Origin of the sequence: Kitasatospora sp. NPDC089797 (assembly GCF_040684795.1) — a bacterium.
GTDB lineage: Bacteria > Actinomycetota > Actinomycetes > Streptomycetales > Streptomycetaceae > Kitasatospora.
Genome location: NZ_JBFBGS010000048.1, coordinates 35,332 through 54,869 on the forward strand (window position 1 = coordinate 35,332; position 19,538 = coordinate 54,869).

The 19,538-nt window shown below is 73.5% G+C and carries 15 protein-coding genes; 9 read left to right on the forward strand and 6 right to left on the reverse strand.

From position 1 onward, the window contains the following. The first annotated feature begins 10 nt into the window (after positions 1-10). The 7 genes from AB0O91_RS31405 to AB0O91_RS31435 all read left to right on the forward strand — a co-directional run bounded on the left by AB0O91_RS31405 (position 11) and on the right by AB0O91_RS31435 (position 9,625). The gene (locus AB0O91_RS31405) at positions 11-937 is read left to right on the forward strand and encodes a sugar ABC transporter permease (protein WP_363440306.1); all 927 of its coding nucleotides are present in this window, start codon (positions 11-13) and stop codon (positions 935-937) included. Further along, on the forward strand, positions 934-1,776 hold the full coding sequence (locus AB0O91_RS31410; protein ID WP_363440309.1) for a carbohydrate ABC transporter permease: 843 nt from the start codon (positions 934-936) through the stop codon (positions 1,774-1,776). The genes AB0O91_RS31405 and AB0O91_RS31410 overlap by 4 nt, the downstream gene beginning before the upstream one ends. A gap of 7 nt (positions 1,777-1,783) precedes the next feature. After that, positions 1,784-3,805 carry a beta-galactosidase gene (locus AB0O91_RS31415; protein WP_363440312.1) on the forward strand — a complete coding sequence of 674 codons (2,022 nt, stop codon included), beginning with the start codon at positions 1,784-1,786 and terminating at the stop codon, positions 3,803-3,805. Next, entirely contained in the window at positions 3,802-6,012 is a 2,211-nt protein-coding gene (locus AB0O91_RS31420; protein WP_363440315.1) for a trehalase family glycosidase, read from the forward strand. Before AB0O91_RS31415 ends, AB0O91_RS31420 begins: the two co-directional genes overlap by 4 nt. 123 nt (positions 6,013-6,135) lie before the next feature. Then, positions 6,136-6,843, forward strand: a complete 708-nt coding sequence (locus tag AB0O91_RS31425) for a ribonuclease H (RefSeq protein ID WP_363440318.1) — start codon at positions 6,136-6,138, stop codon at positions 6,841-6,843. 113 nt (positions 6,844-6,956) lie between these two features. Further along, positions 6,957-7,661 (forward strand): hypothetical protein, encoded by a 705-nt coding sequence (locus tag AB0O91_RS31430; RefSeq protein WP_363440321.1) that lies wholly within the window; start codon positions 6,957-6,959, stop codon positions 7,659-7,661. A 119-nt stretch (positions 7,662-7,780) separates the two neighbouring features. Then, positions 7,781-9,625: a DUF1003 domain-containing protein gene (locus AB0O91_RS31435; RefSeq protein WP_363440324.1), complete on the forward strand. Its 1,845-nt coding sequence runs from the start codon at positions 7,781-7,783 to the stop codon at positions 9,623-9,625. Positions 9,626-9,764: 139 nt separating this feature from the next. Here the strand turns inward: AB0O91_RS31435 and AB0O91_RS31440 are convergent, their stop codons facing one another. The 5 genes from AB0O91_RS31440 to AB0O91_RS31460 all read right to left on the reverse strand — a co-directional run bounded on the left by AB0O91_RS31440 (position 9,765) and on the right by AB0O91_RS31460 (position 15,576). After that, positions 9,765-10,931 (reverse strand): hypothetical protein, encoded by a 1,167-nt coding sequence (locus tag AB0O91_RS31440; RefSeq protein ID WP_363440327.1) that lies wholly within the window; start codon positions 10,929-10,931, stop codon positions 9,765-9,767. 352 nt (positions 10,932-11,283) lie between these two features. Next, positions 11,284-12,180: a carbohydrate ABC transporter permease gene (locus tag AB0O91_RS31445; protein WP_363440330.1), complete on the reverse strand. Its 897-nt coding sequence runs from the start codon at positions 12,178-12,180 to the stop codon at positions 11,284-11,286. After that, entirely contained in the window at positions 12,167-13,285 is a 1,119-nt protein-coding gene (locus tag AB0O91_RS31450) for a sugar ABC transporter permease (RefSeq protein ID WP_363440333.1), read from the reverse strand. Before AB0O91_RS31450 ends, AB0O91_RS31445 begins: the two co-directional genes overlap by 14 nt. Then, the gene (locus AB0O91_RS31455) at positions 13,275-14,528 is read right to left on the reverse strand and encodes an extracellular solute-binding protein (protein ID WP_363440336.1); all 1,254 of its coding nucleotides are present in this window, start codon (positions 14,526-14,528) and stop codon (positions 13,275-13,277) included. The genes AB0O91_RS31450 and AB0O91_RS31455 overlap by 11 nt, the downstream gene beginning before the upstream one ends. 55 nt (positions 14,529-14,583) lie before the next feature. After that, positions 14,584-15,576: a LacI family DNA-binding transcriptional regulator gene (locus AB0O91_RS31460; RefSeq protein ID WP_363440339.1), complete on the reverse strand. Its 993-nt coding sequence runs from the start codon at positions 15,574-15,576 to the stop codon at positions 14,584-14,586. 220 nt (positions 15,577-15,796) lie between these two features. On the opposite strand from AB0O91_RS31460, the gene AB0O91_RS31465 reads away from it, so the two are divergent. Both AB0O91_RS31465 and AB0O91_RS31470 read left to right on the forward strand, forming a co-directional pair. Then, complete coding sequence (locus AB0O91_RS31465; RefSeq protein ID WP_363440342.1) at positions 15,797-17,848, forward strand: glycogen debranching N-terminal domain-containing protein; 2,052 nt, start codon at positions 15,797-15,799, stop codon at positions 17,846-17,848. Positions 17,849-18,041: 193 nt separating this feature from the next. Continuing rightward, positions 18,042-18,854, forward strand: coding sequence for a hypothetical protein (locus AB0O91_RS31470; RefSeq protein ID WP_363440345.1), 813 nt, complete (start codon positions 18,042-18,044; stop codon positions 18,852-18,854). 125 nt (positions 18,855-18,979) lie between these two features. Here AB0O91_RS31470 and AB0O91_RS31475 read toward each other — a convergent pair whose 3' ends face one another. Then, positions 18,980-19,453 (reverse strand): GNAT family N-acetyltransferase, encoded by a 474-nt coding sequence (locus AB0O91_RS31475; RefSeq protein WP_363440348.1) that lies wholly within the window; start codon positions 19,451-19,453, stop codon positions 18,980-18,982. Between the last annotated feature and the right edge of the window lie 85 nt (positions 19,454-19,538).

Here is a 19,538-nt window from a genome sequence, read left to right on the forward strand (position 1 = left end):
ACGGGCGGCCATGACCAGCAGCGTCCCCGTCCCCCTGCGCACGCCCGCCGCCCGGTCCGCCCGGGCCCGTGGGCGGCGCTCCCGGCACACCGCCGCCTGGCTGTTCGCCGGCCCCACCGCCGCCCTGTTCGTCCTCTTCTTCGCCTACCCCCTGGGCGCCAGCCTGTACCAGAGCCTCACCGCCCGCCGGGACGGCGTGGACGTCTTCGTCGGCCTCGACCAGTACCGCCGGATGCTCGACGACCCGGCCTTCCTGCACTCCCTGGTCAACACCGGTCTCATCCTCGCCGTCCAGGTGCCGGTGATGACCGGCCTGGCCCTGGTGCTCGCCGTGCTGCTCAACCAGTCCTGGCTGCGGTTCCGCTCCGGCTGGCGCGCGGTCTTCTTCCTGCCCGCGATCACCACCCTGGTCGCCTACGCGGTGGTCTTCCAGGTGCTGCTGCGCACCGACGGCGGCCTCGCCAACCAGTTCCTCCAGGCCCTCGGCCTCGGCCCGGTCGACTGGCTCAACTCGCCGACCTGGGCCCGCATCTCGCTGATCGGCTCGGTCACCTGGCGGTGGACCGGCTACAACGCCGTCATCCTGCTGGCCGGACTCCAGGCGATCGGCCGCGACCAGTACGAGGCGGCCGCCCTGGACGGCGCCGGCACCGTGCGCACCTACACCGGGGTGGTCCTGCCGCAGCTGCGCCCGGTGGTGCTGTTCTGCGTCATCACCTCCACCATCGGCACCCTCCAACTCTTCGACGAGAACTACGTGTTGACCAGAGGCGGGCCGGGCGACGCGACCCTCACCCCGGTGGTCTACCTGTACAAGGTCGGCTTCCAGCAGCTGGACTTCGGCTACGCGGCCGCCATCGCCTGGGTGGTGGTGCTGATCATCGCGGCGGTCTCGCTGCTCCAGTTCCGGCTCTACGGAAGGGAACGCCGCCGATGACGGGCAGAACTCCGACCCGGGGAAGGCTCCTGGGCCGCGCCGCCGTCCTCACCCTGCTCACCTTCGGCGCCGTCCTCAGCCTGCTGCCGTTCGCCTGGATGCTGATCGCCGCCACCCACAGCAGCTCCGAACTCTTCCACTCCCCACCGCCGTTCCTCCCCGGCGGCGAGCTGCTGCGCAACCTGGTGCACCTCCAGCAGAGCATCGGCTTCGGCCGGGTGCTGCTCAACAGCCTCGGCATCGCCGTCGTGCACACCCTGCTCAGCTCGCTGCTGTCCGCGATGTGCGGCTACGGCCTGGCCAAGTACCGGTTCCGCGGCCGGGGCCTGCTGCTCGGCCTGGTACTGGCCACCATGATGATCCCGCTCCAGGTGCTGCTGGTCCCGCTGTTCCAGATGATGGCCAGTCTCGGCTGGATCGACAGCTACCAGGCCGTCCTGCTGCCCTTCCTCGCCAACTCCTTCGGCATCCTGCTGATGCGCCAGAGCTTCCTGGACTTCCCCGACGAACTGCTGGAGTCCGCCCGGATCGACGGCTCCGGCGAACTGCGCACCTTCTACCAGGTCGTCCTGCCGTGCGTGCGCCCGCAGTTGGGCGCCCTGGTGATCTTCACCTTCATGGGCCAGTGGAACAGCTTCATCTGGCCGCTGCTGATGCTCAACACCCAGGACAAGTACACCGTGCCGGTCGCGCTCAACACGCTGACCGGGCTGACCCACGTCGACTACTCCGGCCTGATGCTGGGCTCCTTCCTGGCCACCCTCCCGCTGATGGTGCTCTTCCTGCTCTTCCAGCGGCAGTTCGTGGCCGGGCTGCTCGGCGGAGCGCTGAAGGGATGATGCGCGCATGGACCGACTGACCCGCGTGCCCGGCCTGCTGTACGGCGGGGACTGGAACCCCGAACAGTGGCCCGAGGAGGTGTGGGCGGAGGACGTGAAGCTGATGGCCGAGGCCGGGGTCAACCTGGTCACGGTCGGGGTGTTCTCCTGGGCCAGGCTGCAACCCGACGCCGACAGCTGGGACTTCGGCTGGCTGGACCGCCTGCTCGACCTCGTGCACCGGCAGGGCATCGCCGTCGACCTGGCCACCGCCACCGCCTCCCCGCCCGCCTGGCTGGTCCGCGCCCACCCCGAACTGCTGCCCGTCACCGCCGACGGCGTGCGACTGGAGTTCGGCTCCCGCCAGCACTACTGCCCCTCCTCCCCGGTCTACCGGGCCGCCGCCGTGCGGCTCACCCGGGCGCTCGCCGAGCGCTACCACGACCACCCCGCGCTCGCCCTGTGGCACATCCACAACGAGTACGGCGACCACGTCCAGGAGTGCTTCTGCGCCGAGTCCGCCGCCGACTTCCGCCGCTGGCTGCGCGACCGGCACGGCACCGTCGAGGAGCTGAACCGCTCCTGGGGAACGGCCTTCTGGTCCCAGCGGTACAACACCTTCGACCAGATCGAGCCGCCGCGCACCGCGCCCGGACCGGTCAACCCGACCCAACTGCTGGACTGGCGCCGGTTCTGCTCGGACGCCCTGCTCGCCCTGCACCGCGCCGAGAAGGCCGTCCTCGACGCACTCTCGCCCGGGCTGCCGGTCACCACCAACTTCATGTCGATGCTCAAGGCCCTCGACTACTGGGAGTGGAGCCGGCACGAGGACTTCGTCTCCGACGACGCCTACCCGGACCCGGCCGACCCGCGCGCCCACGTCAACGCGGCCCTGAACTACGACCTGATGCGCTCCCTCAAGGCCGGCCGGCCCTGGCTGCTGATGGAGCAGGCCCCCTCCGCCGTCAGCTGGCGCCCGGTGAACGTCCCCAAACGCCCGGAGCTCTACCGCCTCTGGTCGCTCCAGGCGCTGGCCCGCGGCGCCGACGGGGTGCTGCACTTCCAGTGGCGCGCCTCCGTCGCCGGCGCCGAGAAGTTCCACAGCGCGATGCTCCCGCACCGCGGCACCGCCGGACGCGGCTGGCAGCGGACCGTCGCCCTCGGCGCCGAACTGCGCCGGCTCGGCGAGATCGCGGGCAGCCGCAGCCGGGCCCGGGTCGGCGTGCTGCTCGACTGGGACAGCTGGTGGGCGCTCGAACTGGACGACCACCCCTCCGCCCGGATGCGCTGGCCCGAACTGCTCCGCCCCTGGTACACGGCCCTGTACGAGCGCGGCACCACCGTCGACTTCCTCCCGCCGGACGCGGCCCACGACGGCTACCGGCTGCTGCTCGCCCCCAACCTCTACCTGCTCGACACCGCCACCGCCGAACGCCTCACCCGCTACGTCCGGGACGGCGGCCACCTGGTCTGCGGCCCCTTCAGCGGCATCACCGACCGCCACGACCACATCCACCCCGGCGGCCACCCCGGCCCGCTGCGCGCACTCCTCGGGCTGGTCGTCGACGAGCACTGGCCCATCCCGGACGGTGCCACCACCGCGCTGCGACTCGGCGACCGGGAACTGCACGCCGAGCGCTGGAGCGAGTGGATCGAGACCACGGAGGCCGAGACCCTCGCCCGCTACACCACCGGCGAGCTCGCGGGCCGGCCCGCCGTCACCCGCCGGCGCCACGGCTCCGGGAGCGCCTGGTACCTGAGCTGCCACCTCGGCCCGGACACCGGCCGGGTGCTCGACCTCCCGCTCGCCGAGGCCGGGATCGGCCCCGAACTGCCCGGCCTGCCCGCCGACGTGGAGGCCACCCGCCGCCGCGCCGCCGACGGCACCGAGTACCTCTTCCTGCTCAACCACGGCCCCGCCGACCGCCGGGTGCCGCTGACCCGCCCCGGCACCGACCTGCTCACCGGCACCGCCACCGGGGACGCCCTCACCCTCGCCCCGCTCGGCGCCGCCGTCCTCCGCCTGCCCGCCACCGAGGAGCGCGCATGAACCCGCTGACCCGCCGCCACTTCCTCGCCGCCTCCGCCCTCACGGCCGCCACCGGCAGCCTCGCCGCGCCGACCGCCGCCCGGGCCGACGACGGCCCCGCCGACGGAAGCCCCGCTGCCGACAGCCTCATCGAGGAGAGCCCCGCCGCCGAGAGCCTCGCCGCCGAACGCTACGCCGACGTCCTCGACCTGCACGGCACCCCCACCCAGGCCTACCCCGGCGACAACAACCCGATCACCGTCTTCGCCGACCTCGGCGCCTGGCACGCCTACGCCCTGCCCCGCCCCACCGACCCGCCCGGCGGCTTCACCGGCCCGCTGTACCTCGCCCAGGAGTACCCCTGGTGGCTCAGCGACGGCCTCACCCGCCTCCAACTCACCGACCGGGGCACGCCGCTGGACCTCGCCGCCGGCGGCGCCCCGGTCCGCACCGCGCTGCCCGGACTGCTGCGCCAGTCCCACACCCTCGGCGACGGCCTCGCCCTCACCCTCGAACTGCGCTTCGCCGGCAACCGCACCGCCCTGCTCCGCGCCCGCCTCACCAACACCGGCCGCACCGCCCGCACCCTGGGCGTCGCCTGGACCGGGACCCTGCTGCGCCCCGCCGACGGCCCCCAGCACGACGCGCCGCGCCTGCGGGCCGCCGAGCACGGCGTCGAGGTGGACTTCGCCCGGGTCCGGAAGACCTGGGACTACCTGACCGACGGCACCGAGCGCTTCGCCGTCCGGCACGCCCAGCCCGTCCGGGTCACCGTCGACGGCGACCGCCACCGCACCGAACTCGCCGCCCCCGTCCGGCTGCCGCCCGGCAGCGCCCGCACCCTGGACTGGACCGAGAGCTACACCTTCACCGCCGCCGAGTACGAGCGCGCCGCCCGGGAGGCCGGTGCGGCGCTGCGCGCCCCCGAGCGGACCGCCGCCACCGGGGCCGCCCGCTGGGCCGGGTACGTCGCCCGCGCCACCGAGGGCGTCCCGGCCGCCCGCCGCCGCACGGCCGTCAAGTGCGTGCAGACCCTGGTCACCAACTGGCGCAGCCCGGCCGGGCGGATCCGGCACGACGCCGTCACCCCCTCGCTGTCCAACAAGTGGTTCAGCGGCGTCTGGGCCTGGGACACCTGGAAACAGGCCGTCGGCACCGCCCTGTTCGCCCCCGGCCTGGCGGCCGACCAGATCCGCGCCGTCTTCGACCACCAGGTCCCGGCCGGCTCCGCGGACCGCCCCCAGGACGCCGGGATGGTCCCCGACTGCGTCTTCTACAACGACCCGAGCACCGGCGGCGGCAACTGGAACGAACGCAACTCCAAACCCCCGTTGGCCGCCTGGGCGGTCTGGGAGGTCTACCGGCGCAGCGGCGACCGGGCCTTCCTGCGCGAGCTGCTGCCCAAGCTCACCGCCTACCAGGACTGGTGGTACCGCACCCGGGACCACCTCGGCGAGGGCCTGTGCGAGTACGGCGCCACCGTCGACCCGGCCAACGCCGCCCCCGAGGACTGCCGGCAGGCGGCGGCCTGGGAGTCCGGGATGGACAACGCCCCGCGCTTCGACGCCGCCGGCGTGGTCGCCAACCGGGACGCGCAGGGCACCCTGCTCGGCTGGTCGCTCACCCAGCGCTCGGTGGACCTCAACGCCTACCTGGCCGCCGACCACCGCCACCTGGCCGCGATCGCCGCCGAACTGGGCGACCGCCCCACCGCGGAGCGGCTGCGCGCCAAGGCCGGGCGGATCGACGCCGCGATCCGGGACACCATGTACGACCCGGCCGGCGGCTGGTTCCACGACACCGACCTGGCCACCGGCGCCCGGCTCACGGCCCGCGGCCGCGGCATCGAGGGGGCGATCCCGCTCTGGTCCGGCACCGCCGACGCCGCCCAGGCCCGCGCCGTGCGCGCCCGGCTGCTCGACCCGGCCGAGTTCGGCACCCCGATGCCCTTCCCGACCGTCGCCCGCAGCTCGCCCTCCTTCGACCCGGCCGGCTACTGGCGCGGCCTGGCCTGGCTCGACCAGACCTACTTCGCGATCGAGGGCCTGCGCCGCCACGGCTGGGACCAGGACGCCCGCCGGGCCGTCGAGCGCCTGCTCGCCGCCGCCGAGGGACTGGGCGGCGACGGGCCGGTACGGGAGAACTACGACCCGCTGACCGGGGCCGGCCGCAACTCCACCAACTTCAGCTGGTCCGCCGCGCTGCTGCTCCCCCTGCTGCGGCACTGACCCCGTCGGCCCCGGCCCCGGCCCCGGCCTCGCCCCGGCCCCGGCCTCGCCCCGTGCCGCGGCCGCGGCCCGCGCCGACCCGCCGCTTTGGCTCCGAGCCGCCTGACCAGGCATGATCGGGGCATGGTGGAACGAGTCATTGCAGCGTGCGACGGAGCGGCCAAGGGCAACCCGGGCCCGGCGGCCTGGGCCTACGTGGTGGCGGACGGCGCCGGGGCGCCCCAGCGCTGGGAGGCCGGGCCGCTCGGGCACAGCACCAACAACATCGGCGAACTGACGGCCCTTCAGCAGCTGCTGTCCGCCACCGACCCGGCCGTCCCGCTGGAGGTCCGGCTGGACAGCACCTACACCCGTGACTCGGTCACCAAGTGGCTCAAGGGGTGGAAGCGCAACGGCTGGAAGACGGCCGCCGGCAAGCCGGTCGCCAACCGGGAGCTGATCCAGCGGATCGACGAACTCCTGGAGGGGCGGGACGTCACCTTCGTGTACGTTCCGGCCCACCAGGTGGACGGCGACCCGCTGAACGCGATCGCCGACAAGGCCGCCAGCGACGCCGCCCGCACCCAGCAGGCCGCCGCCGGGACGGCCGCGGACCTGCCGGTGCCCGACCCGGCCGCGGCCGCCAAGGCCCCGAAGGCGCGCACCGCCTCGGGAAGTGCCGCCTCGGGGAGCGCCGGTGGAGCCGCCAAGCGCAGCGGCGGCACCTCGCGGACCCTGAACGCCCGCTTCCCCGGCACCTGCCCGTGCAGCCGCCCGTACGCCAAGGGCGACACGATCACCAAGGTGGGCGGCAGCTGGGGACACCCGGAGTGCGCCGCCGCCCACGCCTGAGCGCCCGCACCTGAGCGCCCGGGCCCGGGTGCGCACGCCTGAGCACCCCCGCACCGCCGCCTGAGTACCCGTACTCAGGCGGCGGTGCGCTGCGCCGGTGGACGATGACGATCATGACGAAGCGTGGGCAGAAGGACGGGCGGGGCCGGCGCGCGGCCCTGCGGGGCGGGATGCTCACCGCAGGCGTGGCCGCCGTGGTGCTCGGCGTGGTCGGCGGCAGCACGGCGGCCGGGGCCTGGGCGGGTGTCTGGGACGGCGAGCCTTACCCGGTGGCCGATCCGGCCGTGGTCGCCGGGCACCTGGACGCCCGCACCCAGTCCGTCTACGACGCCCTCGCCCTGCCGTCCGGCGTGACCCTGGCGTCCGCGCCCGGCGCCGCCGACGGGATCAGGGCCTGGGTCTACGACGTCTGCCGACCGCGCGGACTCGCCCACGCGCTGGAGAGGATGAGCGACCGCGGCGCCGACCAGCCCCGCACCGCCGTCCTCGGCGCCCGTTTCACCCTGGCCGGGGTCACCGAGGACGAGTGGACCCAGGCCCTGGGGCGCGCCCGGCCGGCCCTGGCCGCCCAGGGCTGGGCCGTCGGTGCCGCCGAGGACTCCGGCCGCGGCGCCCGGTGGACGCCGACCCCGTCGGCCACCGGCCCGGGAGCCCTCGCCGAGAGCGTCGCCGTCGCCTTCGACCCGGTCGGCGGCACCCTCACGGTGGCGGCGACGGCGGAGTGCGCGAGCTACCCCGACTCCACCCCGGTGACCTGGGAGGGCGCCCCGGCCGACCTGCCGACCGCCACCGCCCCGAAGCAACTGCGTGCCCACTGAATGCGGTTGACGACGCGTTAAGAACGCCGCCCACCGGTCCGCCCGGCCGTCCGCCCGCTGTCATCATGTACCGACCACGACTCCGGCGCCGGTGCCGGGGTCGAGCGTGAGGAGCGGGCGTGACGGAAGCCGGTACGGGGATCGACCAGCCGCAGCAACAGCCGGTGGCGATGGCGGACGAACAGGTCGGGGTGAACGGCGCGATCGCGGCCGCGCTGACCCGGGCGGTCGGGTCGATGCCCGCCCTGTACGTCACCCTGGTGGTGGTCGGCGGCTGGATGGCGCTGGCGACATGGGGCCCGCTGCACGCGATCGACCCGTACCCCTTCGGCTTCCTGCTGTTCCTCGACAACGTGGTCCAACTGGTGCTCTGCCTGGCGATCCTGGTCGGCCAGCGGGTGCTCGGCCAGGCCGCGGACCGCCGGGCGGTGCAGACCTACGAGAACGCCGAGGCGATCTTCGCCAAGGTCGCCGACCTCCAGGCGCAGTTGGACCGGCACGACCGGGCGCTCGGCCGGGGGGTCAGCCTGCTGGAGACCAGCGGGCACCCGTGGATCCACCGGCACCGGGTGCAGCAGCCGCCGCAGGCACTGGACCAGGTGACCGGCGTCAACGGGCGGATCGCCGCCTGGCTGACCGGGCGGCTGGGCAGCATGTGGGCGTTCTACCTCGCGGCCGTGACACAGGTGGTGTGGATCGGGATGTCCCGGCTGGGGCTGCAGACCTTCGACCCGTACCCGTTCGCCTTCATGAGCTTCCTGTCCACCCTGGCCCAGCTGATCTTCATGATCGTGATCATGGTCGGCCAGGACGTGCTGGGCAAGGCCGGTGACCGCCGCGCCGAACAGACCCTGCTGGACGCCGAGGCCGTGCTGCACGAGTGCGGCCGGATGAAGGACCGGCTGGAGGCCCAGGGGATGATCATCGAGAGCCTGGCCGACTACACCAACGCACAGGTCACCCGGCAACTGGCGCGCGCCATCCACCGGAGCCGGGTGACGGCGGCGGTGGAGGACGGCGAGGAGGAGGGCAGCCGTCCGGCCCTGCTGCCCTGGGAGGAGCTGCCCGAGGAGCTGCGGAGGGCCAACCGGCGCCAGGCCCGGCAGCTCGGCGACCGCCTCGCCGCGGTCGGCTGCCTGATGGTGCCGGTCTCGGAGCAGAGCGCCCCCGAAGCCGTCGGCGGCTTCGAGGACTTCACCGAGGAGGAGGCCGAGGTGCTGGCCCGGCTGGAGCACGAGCACGAGCACCGCTACGGGACGGGCGCCGAATCCGGGGCGGCCGCGTCCGAGGGGTCCGCTCCCACCGTGCTCCTCCCCGGCCAGCGGGACGGCCGGGCGGAGTCCCTGGCCTGGGAAGAGCTGTCCGACCGGGCCCGGGCCCGGACGGTGGAGTCGGTGCGGCTGATCCCCGCGGTGCTCGCCGAGGTCGGGTTCCAGGTGGTGCGGATCGGCCGGGTCGCCGACGGCGTGGGCGAGGTGGACTTCACGCCGGAGGACTGGGCGGTGCTCGGCCGGGCACTGATGGCCTCCGGGGTGCTGGTCGCCCTCGCCGAGGGCGTCGCGGACCCGGAGGAGGTCATCGCGATCGTCAAGCTGCTGCGCGAGGCGAGCACCACCCATCCACGGCGCTTTGTCCGGGAGTTGGCCGCCGCTTCGGCCTTCGACACCGGGCTGCGCCCGGACACCCGCTTCGCCCAGTACCGGGGGCCCGCACTGGAGACGATCCGGTCCGCGGCGCGGATCGTCGCGGAGCGGGCACCGGACGAACTCGACACCTTCCGCGCCTTCCTGACCGAGATCGCGACCGTGGTCGCCGACGCCAACGAGGAGGGCGGCTTCCTGGGGCTGGGCGCCCGCACCCGGGTGCCCACCGAGCTCGCGGCGATGGAGGCGGTCCGGGTGGCGAGCGACCCGGAGGCGCCGATGCCCGCCCGGGCCAAGGTCAGCCTGCGCAAGAGGGGGTGAACGGACGCGACCGGCCGACCGCGGAGGCGGTCGGCCGGTCGTCGTACCGGTGGAGGCCCGTCGGAGCACGGTGCCTCCGGCGAGCTCGGGAGAACTCAGGAGAACGCAGGGGAGTTCGCGAGGACCCGGGAGCGGGTCGTCACTTCTCCGTGGCGAGGGCCTTGATGTCCTCGAACCCCAGGCCCATCGTGTTGAAAGCCTTGGCCTGGGCCTCCGGCACGCCGAGCGCGGCCAGCTGCTTGAGCTGGGCGGCGGTCAGCGGCGCGGCGTCGGCCGGGACGGGCGGGACGCCGCCGTCCTCGTCGAGGCCCGCGTCCTCGCCGCCGCTGGCCAGCACGAGGAAGGTCTTCATGAGGTCCTCGGTGGTCATCTTGGTGGCGTCGGCGGGGGCGTCGACCTTCGGCGCATCCTGGTTGAAGCTCAGCTTGATCGGGAAGTTGACGCCCGGGTCGGCCTTCTTCTCCAGCTGTGCCAGGTCGAAGGTGGCCGAGGAGAGCGCGCCGTCCTTCAGGTAGAGGTCGGCGCCGACCTTGCGGTCCGGGACGTCCTTCGGGGCCTCGGTCGGGAACTTCTTGAACTGCTCCGGGAACTTGCCGGCGAGCGGCTTGAGCGCCTTGTAGAGCTCGTCCACGGCCTGGCGGGCCGGGGCGTTCATCCAGATGTGCTCGACGCCGTCCTTCTTGCCCTTGTCCTCGAAGGTGACCGTCCGGTTGAAGACGTCCTTCAGCGAGTTGAGGAGCTCCTGGCCGGCCGCTGCGTCGACCGAGGGCACCGCGGAGGGCTTGCCGTCCTTGGCGCCCTCCTGCTTCTTGGCCTCGTCGGCCAGCTGCTGGAGGTCGAGCGAGACCCACTTGCCGGTCAGCACGTCCTTGGCCGGGGCCATGTCGGCAGGCAGCTCCTTGGCGACGGAGTCGATCTCGGAGGCGTCCTGGCCGGTGAGCTTGAGCACGCTCTTCATGTCGACGTGCAGGTACCCCTTGGCCTCGACCTGGCGGTACTCCAGGAGCGGGGTGCCCTTCTTGTCCGCGATCAGGTAGGAGACCCGCACCGACTTGTCGAGCGAGAGGTCCTGCTTGTCCTTCTGGTCCTTGGCCGCGTTCTTGAAGGCCTCGACCTCCTTGAGCGGCTTGTCCGCGGAGATCGCGACGGATATGGAGAGGCCGGACAGCCCCTTCGCGCTCTGCTCGTCGATGGCGTCCTCGCCAGTGGCCTTGGTGAAGGCGACGATCTGCTCGGGCGTGGCGTCCACGGAGAGCGTGAAGCCGGCCGACTTGCCGTCACCGACCTTGCCGAAGGCCTTCGACACCTTCTGACCGGCCGAGAGCTGCTCGGCCGTGCCGCAGGCGGTGAGGCCGACGGCGAGGACGGAGGCGGTGACGGCGACGGGCAGCGCGCCGCGCGCGGCCTTGCGGATGGCGGTGTTGATGGTGGAACTCCTGTGTGACAGGGCCTGGTCGAACGGGACCAGGCCGATCCCTCCCCTGCGGTGAGTGCACCGCAGCGCAATACAATGTCAGCACAGTATCAGCAAGGACGCACACGATTATTTGACCCCGGCTTTAACAGATCGGGCCGAGATGACGGCCCGTGGCCGGATCCCGCCCCCCCGCCCGGACCGGGGGTGGCCCGGCCCCCGGCCCCGGACGGGGGCGGCGGGATCACCCCTTGGACGAGCCGGAGTTGGCGCCCCGGACGAAGTGCCGCTGGAACAGGAAGAACAGCACCGCCACCGGCAGGGTGGACACCAGCGCCGCCGCCAGCTTGAGCGGGTACTGCGTCCCGGAGCCGAGGCCGCCGGACACGAAGTGGGCGAGACCCGTCGTCAGGGTGTCGTGCTCGCTGGACTGGGTGGCGACCAGGAAGTGGGTGAACTCGTTCCAGGAGCCCTGGAAGGAGAGCACCGTGAGGGTGATCAGCGCGGGCCGGGACATCGGCAGCACGACCGACCAGAAGATCCGGAACGTCCCGGCGCCGTCGATCCGCGCCGCCTCCTCGATCTCGCGCGGCACCGACGCGAAGAACTGCTTCATGATGAAGATCCCGGCGGCGTCGACCAGGAGCGGCAGGACCATCCCGGCGTAGGTGTCGAACATCCCGAAGGTCTTCAGCACCAGGAACTTCGGGATCAGCAGCACCACGCCGGGCACCGCCATCACCGCCAGCACGAAGGCGAACAGGGGCCGGCGGCCGGCGAACCGGATCCGGGCCAGGGCGTAGCCCGCCATCGAGTCGAACAACACCCGCCCGGCCGTGATCAGCACGGTCACCAGCACGCTGTTGCCCAGCCAGCCGAGGAACGGCACGTTCTCCACGCCCCGCGCCAGCCCGAACAGCCGCCGGTAGGCGTCGAGGGTGCCGCCGTCCGGCAGCAGCGTCATCGGGTGGGCGGCCGCGTCCGGGTCGCTCTTGAAGCTGTTCGCCAACTGGAGCAGGAACGGCAGCAGGTAGAGCAGGGCGAAGCCGAGCAGCGCGGCGTACCCGAGCAGGCGCACCGGCCGGGGGAAGCGGCCGAGCACGGGCCGCTCCCGGCCGGCCCGCTGGTCAGCGTGCGGCACGACGGGCTCCCTTCACGGACTCGACGGACTCAACGGACTCAACGGACTTCACGGACTTCGCGGACCGGACGGCCCGCCGCCCCGGCCGGCCGTCCCGCTCCCGCAGCACCCACCGCTGACCGGCGGTGAACAGCAGGACCAGCCCGAGCAGGACGAAGGCGATGGCGGCGCCCTGCCCGTAGTCGGCGTTGTCGAAGCCGGCCGAGTAGGACAGGTAGGCGGGCGTGAGGGTGGTGTTGGCGGGGGCGCCGCGCCCCATCACGTACACCTGGTCGAAGACCTGCCAGGTGGATATCAGGCCCAGCGTCAGCACCAGGAACAGGACGGGCCGCAGCGCGGGCAGCGTGACGTTGCGCAGCAGTTGGCGGCGGTTGGCGCCGTCCAGCGCGGCGGCCTCCTCCAGCTCGCGCGGGATGTCCTGGAGGGCGGCGAGGAAGATCAGCATGAAGGTCCCGGAGGTGGTCCAGACCGCCATCAGGATCAGGGTGCACATCGCCACCGAGGGCCCGGCGAACCACTCCGACCAGGACAGTCCGAGCGGGCCGCCGGCCGACGGCGCCGGCTGGTCCACACCGAACGCCCCGAGCACCAGCCAGACCAGACCGCGGGGATCGGCGAACCAGTTGGGGCCCTCGACTCCGAACCAGCCCAGCATCCGGTTGACGGCGCCGCTGCCCTGGAACAGGAACAGGAAGACCGTGGAGACGGCGATGGAGCTGGTGACGGACGGGAAGAAGAAGACCGTCCGCAGCGCGCTCCGGCCGCGCAGCATCCGCTGGTTGACGGCGATGGCGAGGGCCAGCGCCAGCAGCGTCTGCAACGGCACGGTGAGCAGGACGTAGTAGAGCGTGTTGCGCAGCGAGGTGGCGAACAGCGTGCGGTCGAGGCCGTCCACGGCGAACAGCCGGCGGTAGTTGTCCAGGCCGACGAAGTCCGCGTCGGCGCTGAACGGGTTGGACTGGCCGTCCCAGTGCAGCAGGCTGACCCAGAGCGCCATCGCGATCGGCAGGACCATGAAGAGGCCGAGGACCAGGATCATCGGGCCGGTGAACAGCCAGCCCCAGGCCCCTTCACGAAGTCTCCCGGCGGTGCGGTTACTTGGCATTCTTGAGGGCCTGCTCGCCGTTGCGCTGGAGGGCGCCGAGGATGGTCGCCGGGTCGGCGGTCCGCAGCGACTGGAGGTCGGTGTTGAACTGGGTGAGCACCTGGTTGAACCCGGCGACGGTGACCGGCGGCTGGGCGTGGGCGACGCCGTCGACCCAGGCCTTGGACTCGGGGTACTTCGCGGCGTACGCGGCCAGCGCGCTGGTGCGCGAGGGCATCACGCCGAAGGCCTGGGAGAACGCGAGCTGCTGGTCGGCCGCGGTGAGGTGCCGGACCAGGTCGACTCCGGCCGCCTGGTGGCTGCTCTTGGCGGCGATGCCCCAGCAGTTGCTGAAGGCGAGGGTACCGGGGCCGGCCGGGCCGGCGGGCAGCGGCAGCACCTTGTACGCGACGTCCGGGTAGTCCTTGGCCATCGCGCCCTTGAGCCAGTTGCCCTCGATGGTCATGGCGGCCTTGCCCTTGCCGAGCGCCTCGCCGCCCCAGCCGGCGTCCACCTCGGTCATGTACTTCGCGGAGCCGGCCTTGAGCATGCCCTGGAGGTACTCGAGGGCCTGCCGGTCGGCGGGGCTGTCGGCGGTCATCGCGGTCTGCTCGGGGTTGGTGATCCAGCCGCCGGCCTGCTTCAGCAGGGCCCCGACCCGCTGGTAGTCGGGGGCGGTGACCAGGCCGGTGACGCCGCCCTTGGTGAGCTTGGCGGCGTCGTCGGCGAGTTGCTGCCAGGTGGTCGGGTAGTCGGCCTCGGTCAGCCCGGCCTGCTGCCACAGGGTGGTGTTGACGGCCAGGGCCAGGGTGGAGCTGTCCTTGGGCAGACAGGTGAGCTTGCCGTCGTAGCTGAAGGCCGTGCGCAGCTGCTCGGAGAAGTCCGCGGCGTCCGGTATCCGGTCGCCGTAGGCGTACAGCGAGCCGCCCTTGGCGTAGTTGGCGAACTGGTCGGAGTTGACGTAGAAGAGGTCCGGCGGGTTGCCGCCGGCGAAGGCCTGGCCGAGCTGCTGGTTGATGTTGGCGGCGATCTGCACGGTCACGGTGTTGCCGGTGCGCTGCGCCCAGTCGGCGGTGGCGGCCTTGACCGCCGCCGTCTCGGCCTCGCCGGAGGTGGCGATCAGCACGGTCAGGCTCTGCTTGGCCCCGGAGGACTGCTGGGCCGGGGAGCCGCCGAATCCGCCCGAGGAGGAGCAGCCGGTGACGGCGGCGAGGGTGACGGCCGCGCAGACGGCGGCCGCGGCGAGGGTGCGGGAGGTGACCATGCGGGATCTCCTTGCAGGGTGGGAGGGAGGGTGGAGAACCTTCGGGGGAAGGGCGTCACGCGCTTTCGCGGAGGACCAACTCCGGTTCCAGCAGGACGTGTTCGGTGGGCCGTTCGGGGTCGCCCAGGCGTGCCAGCAGCAGTCGCATGCAGACCCGGCCGACCGCGTCGAGCGGTTGGGCGAGGCTGGAGAGCGAGGGGAACAGCAGCGGGGCGATGGGGGAGTCGTCGAAGCCGATCACGGCGGCGTCCGCGCCCGGGGTGCGGTCGGCCCGGCGCAGCGCCTGGTACCAGCCGAGGGCCAGGGTGTCGCTGGCGGCCACCACGGCGGTGGTGCCGGTGGCGAGCAGCTTCGCCGCGGCCTCGGTGGCGCGCTCCGGGTCGTCGGGGCTCTCCATCCGGCGGCCCCGGGTGGACAGCCCGAGTTCGCGCATCGCGCCCTGCCAGCCGCGGGCGCGGTCGTCGCCGACCCCGGAGCCCTTCGGCCAGCCGAGGAAGCCGATCCGGCGGTGGCCGAGTCCGGCCAGGTGCCGGACGGCGGCCGAGGTACCGGCGGCGCCGTCGACGTCGACCCAGTCGCCGACGTCCCGGCCGGACCAGGTGCGGCCGAACGCGACGTAGGGGACGCCGCGTTCGTGCAGCCAGCCCTGGCGGCGGTCGCCGCGGTCGGTGCCGCTGAGCACGAAGCCGTCCGCGCCGTGTTCGTCCAGCAGCTGCTGGTAGCTGGTGAGTTCGTCGTCCCCGGGGGCGACGGCGAACAGCACCACCCGGTAGCCGGCCCGGTCGGCGGCCTCGGAGAGCGAGTGCAGGAACTGGTCCAGGACGGGGGTCGGGACGCCGGTGCTGCTGGAGCGGATGCCGTAGCCGATCAGCCGGCTGGCCCTGGTCTTGAGGGCCTGGGCGGCCCGGTGCGGGCGGTAGCCGAGTTCGTCGATGGCCCGGCGGACCCGCTCCAGGGTCTGCGGGCGCAGCAGTTCGGGCGAGTTGATCGCGTTGGACACCGTCTGACGGCCCACGCCGGCCCGGGCGGCGACCATTTCGAGGGTCACGGCGGACCCTGTCCTGGGCCGGGGCGATGAGTGTGCATGCATGACGGTGATCCTAGGTTCTGTCGCCATCGACAAGGGTTTGTCCCATTCATTGGATCGTTCCAATACGGGGTTCCATCATGCCCACCAGGCGAGTTAATGTCTTGGAACGCTCCAATGGCAGAAAGGTTGCGCCCGGGTGGAAGCAACTGTCAAGACCCGAACCCAGAACGAGGAGACCATGTCAGCGATCGAGCTGCAGCCGTTCCTGCACGACGCCCGGCTCTCCGTGGCCGCCCCGAGCTTCTGCGCCGCCCGCCCCGACGGCCGGATCGCCGAAGGCGCGGACGGCTTCTACCACGGCGACCGCCGGATCCTCTCCCGTCTGGAGGTCGGCGTCCCCGGCGTCCCCAACGCGCCGGTCGCCACCGCCGAGGGCGCCGACGGGCACACCGCCTTCGTCACCGTGCTGCGCGGCCTGGCCGAGGAGACCGCCGACCCGGTCACCACCCTGGAGCGCCGCCGCGAACTCCACCCCGGCCGGCTGGTCGAGCGCTACACCCTCCACAACGCCGGCGGCCGCCCCGCCCGGCTGCGCCTGGAGGTGCGCGCCGAGAGCGACTTCGCCGCCATGGACACCGTCAAGGCCGGCCGCAGCGGCACCCCCGTCCGGCCCGGGCCGCACGACGGCGGCCTGCGCTGGAACGACGGCCCGCTCACCGCCGTCCTCACCCTCACCCCGGCGCCCGACCACCTCGACGCCGCCACCGGCACCCTCGGCTACGAGCTCGAACTCGCCCCCGGCCAGAGCTGGCAGGCCGTGCTGGAGTGCACCGCCGAGCACCGCGACGGCGACCTCTTCCCGCCCGCCGACCGCACCCCCTGGACCGCCCCCGAGGTGACCGGCCGCGACCACCACCTCGCCCACTGGCTCACCCGCTCCCACCACGACCTGCGCGGCCTGCTGCTCACCGACCCGCTGCACCCCGCCGACACCTTCCTCGGTGCCGGGGCGCCCTGGTTCCTCACCCTGTTCGGCCGCGACTCGCTCTGGGCGGCCCGGATGATGCTCCCGCTCGGCACCGAGCTCGCCGCCGGCACCCTGCGCACCCTGGCCCGCCGTCAGGGCCGGGCCGTCGACCCGGCCACCGAGGAGCAGCCCGGCAAGATCCTGCACGAGGTCCGCCGCGCCGAGCAGCACCTCGACACCGGCGCCCACCTGCCGCCCAGCTACTACGGCACCGCCGACGCCACCCCGCTCTGGCTGATCCTGCTGCACGACGCCTGGCGCTGGGGCCTGCCCGCCGCCGAGGTCGAGGACCTCCTGCCGCACGCCGAGGCCGCGCTCACCTGGCTGGAGGAGTACGCCGACGCGGACGGGGACGGCTTCCTGGAGTACGTCGACAGCACCGGCCGCGGCCTGTCCAACCAGGGCTGGAAGGACTCCTCGGACGGCATCCGGTTCCGCGACGGCCGGATCGCCGCCGCCCCGATCGCGCTCAGCGAGGTCCAGGCCTACGCCCACGAGGCGGCCGTCAAGACCGCCGACCTGCTGGAGGCCTTCGGCCGCCCCGGCGCCGAGCACTGGCGGCAGTGGGCCGAGCGGCTGGGCGAGCGCTTCCGCGACCGATTCTGGACGGAGGACGAGCAGGGCCGCTACCCGGTGGTCGCCCTCGACGGCGACAAGCGGCCGGTCGACTCGGTCACCTCCAACCTGGGCCACCTGCTCGGCACCGGCCTGCTCTCGCCCGGGGAGAGCGCGCTGGTGGCGCAGCGGCTGACCGCCCCCGGCCTGGACAGCGGCTTCGGCCTGCGCACCCTGGACGCCGCCACCGCCGGCTTCAACCCGCTGGGCTACCACACCGGTTCGGTCTGGCCGCACGACACCGCCGTCGCCGTGCACGGCCTGGCCCGGGCCGGACGGCACGAGGACGCCGCGCCGCTGGCCGACGGACTGGTGCGCGCCGCCGCGGCCTTCGAGCACCGGCTGCCCGAGCTGTTCGCCGGCTACCCGCGGGACCGGTACACCCGGCCCGTCCCGTACCCGGCCTCCTGCCGTCCGCAGGCCTGGTCCGCCGCGGCGGCCGTGCTGGTCCTCCAGGCGGTACTGGGGCTGGCGGCGGACGCCCCCGGTCGCCGGCTGTGGGTGCGGGAGCGGGTCCCGGCCGGGTACGAGTCGCTGCGGATCCGGGGGCTGACGGTGGCCGGGCTGCCGATCGAGGTGGAGACCGACCACGCCGGGGCCGTCCGGCTGCGCGCCCCGCGGGGGTTCACCGTCACCGTGCTGAGCTGAGCGCGAACGGCCGTCGGCCGAGCGGCCGTTGGATGCTCCGTGTGCTGACGTGCCCCCGCCGGGACCGGTCCCGGCGGGGGCACGTCGGGCCCGGGGGCGCTGGTGTTCGACGTGTCCTCACCGCCTGCTAACCTCAGCCGATTTCCCGCCGCACCGAGTCGGCGGACAAGACGGGGTAAGAGGTACAGAAGACATGGCATTCCTCCGGGCCAAGCAGAAGGCCCAGGTCATCGAGAAGCTCTCGCAGGTGGCACCTCCCGGTGAGACCTTCATCGCCTGCGTGCACGCGGAGAGCGGGCCGAGCCCGTGGCTCGCCGCCGCGCTCGGTGAGATCCCGCTCGTCGGCCTGATCATCGTGCTGACCCGCCGGTACTACTTCCTGACGCTCACCAACAGCCATGTGGTGGTCAACTCGGCCAACCGCTGGAACAACCGCCCCGGTGAGGTCGTCGCGGCCTTCCCGCGGCACGCCCTCCCGGTCAGCCGGGTGAAGCGGGCCAGCGTCTGGAGCTCGCTGTACCTCCAGATGCCGGGCAGCACGAACCCGGTGCGGATGAACATCCACCGCATCTGGCGGGCCGAGATGGACCAGCTCAGCGCCGCCTTCCCGCCCGGGTCGATCGACCCGGGCTCGCAGCCCTTCGACACCCCGCAGCTCCAGGGCCACCCGGTGCCGGGCCAGCCGATGATCCCGCAGCAGCAGGGCTTCGGCGCCCCGCAGGGCCAGCCGTACCCGGCGCCGCAGGGTCAGCCCTACCCGGTGCCGCAGGGCCAGTCGTACCCGCAGCAGGGCTTCGGTGCTCCGCAGGGCCAGCCGTACCCGCCGCAGCAGCCGTACCCCGCGCCGCAGGCCCAGCCGTACCCGCAGCAGCAGCCGGGCTTCGGCGCCCCGCAGGCGTACCCGCCGGCCCAGCCGTACCCGGCGCAGCCCGGCGCCCAGGTGCCGCCGCAGGCGCAGCCGTACCCGCCCCAGGTCCCCAACGTGCCCTACCCGGGCCAGCGCTGACCGCAGCCGTCGGCCCCGGCTCCCCGTGCGGGAGCCGGGGCCGACGTCTTCCAGCACCGACGTCTTCCAGCGCTGCCGTTCTCCAGCGCTGCCGTCGCCCGCCGTCCGCCGGGCCGGCCGAGCCGTCACCGGCCGGGCGGGCTCCCGAACTGCTTGGTGAGGAACACCCGGCTGGTGCCCGGCGGGTCGCACGGGACCTCGCCGAGCGTCGTCCACCCCTGCCGGAGGTAGAAGCCGGGCGCCTGGAAGCTGATCGTGTAGAGCACGGCCGAGCGGCAGCCGCGCTCCCGGGCCTCCTGCTCGGCCCGGCGCAGGACCTCCCGGCCCAGCCCCCGACCGCGCAGCTCGGGCGGGAGGAAGAAGAGGTCGACGAAGAACAGCCCGAGCGAGGTGCGCCCGGTCAGCCCGCCGAGCACCCGGTCCGTCCCCGGCTCGCGGACCAGGACGGCGAGCGGCCTGCGGTCGTCGATCCCGGTCCGGTCGACGTTGAAGCCGTCCAGCCCGGTGGAGACCGGCGCGAGCTGGCCGGGGGTGGGGGAGTCGGTGACGACCAGCTCGGGTCGCGGCGGGACGGGGGTGGTCGGGCGGGTGGTGGACACGGTTCCTCCGCTTCGCGGGCCCGGGCGGCCCGGTGGACCCGGGAACGCTACGGCGGGGACGCTTCGACGGGCGTCGAAGCGTGCC

Excerpts from the sequence above, each read along its gene's own strand:
- AB0O91_RS31465 (WP_363440342.1), top strand. The coding sequence starts at position 15,797 with ATGTCAGCGATCGAGCTGCAGCCGTTCCTGCACGACGCCCGGCTCTCC.
- AB0O91_RS31410 (WP_363440309.1), top strand. The coding sequence starts at position 934 with ATGACGGGCAGAACTCCGACCCGGGGAAGGCTCCTGGGCCGCGCCGCC.
- AB0O91_RS31450 (WP_363440333.1), bottom strand. The coding sequence starts at position 13,285 with ATGCCAAGTAACCGCACCGCCGGGAGACTTCGTGAAGGGGCCTGGGGC.
- AB0O91_RS31430 (WP_363440321.1), top strand. The coding sequence starts at position 6,957 with ATGACGAAGCGTGGGCAGAAGGACGGGCGGGGCCGGCGCGCGGCCCTG.
- AB0O91_RS31415 (WP_363440312.1), top strand. The coding sequence starts at position 1,784 with ATGGACCGACTGACCCGCGTGCCCGGCCTGCTGTACGGCGGGGACTGG.
- AB0O91_RS31420 (WP_363440315.1), top strand. The coding sequence starts at position 3,802 with ATGAACCCGCTGACCCGCCGCCACTTCCTCGCCGCCTCCGCCCTCACG.
- AB0O91_RS31470 (WP_363440345.1), top strand. The coding sequence starts at position 18,042 with ATGGCATTCCTCCGGGCCAAGCAGAAGGCCCAGGTCATCGAGAAGCTC.
- AB0O91_RS31455 (WP_363440336.1), bottom strand. The coding sequence starts at position 14,528 with ATGGTCACCTCCCGCACCCTCGCCGCGGCCGCCGTCTGCGCGGCCGTC.
- AB0O91_RS31405 (WP_363440306.1), top strand. The coding sequence starts at position 11 with ATGACCAGCAGCGTCCCCGTCCCCCTGCGCACGCCCGCCGCCCGGTCC.
- AB0O91_RS31425 (WP_363440318.1), top strand. The coding sequence starts at position 6,136 with ATGGTGGAACGAGTCATTGCAGCGTGCGACGGAGCGGCCAAGGGCAAC.